The 227-nt window shown below is 40.5% G+C and carries 1 protein-coding gene; it reads right to left on the bottom strand.

Features of this window, described 5'->3' with window-relative positions:
* Window positions 1-196, bottom strand: a 196-nt coding sequence (locus Q0954_RS34910; protein WP_299466948.1) for a hypothetical protein, incomplete at its 3' end; no start/stop codon positions are given.
* Window positions 197-227 lie beyond the last annotated feature (31 nt).

The raw sequence follows: 227 nt of genomic DNA, 5'->3' as shown, positions 1-227 counted from the left end.
TTAAACTCCACTGCTCATTTGCCTTTCCTGTGTCTTTCCTTAATTGGTCTAACGCGGCACTATCGGCATAAAAACATGTGTAGTCATTGTCAGGTCCCCAGCCTTCCATGATTGCGAGGTATGCCTGTTTAAACAAGTTCCCAGCAAAAAATTTGTTTTTGTAATCAGTGGGGGCAATCGCATCACCTATCAACATCCAATTTACAAAAAAAATCCTCCTATAAGTT

Origin of the sequence: uncultured Microscilla sp., from assembly GCF_947493425.1 — a bacterium.
In the GTDB taxonomy this organism is placed as follows: Bacteria; Bacteroidota; Bacteroidia; order Cytophagales; family Microscillaceae; genus Microscilla.
Note: the sequence above shows the minus strand (reverse complement) of the source record. Positions and strands in the feature narration are given on the sequence as shown.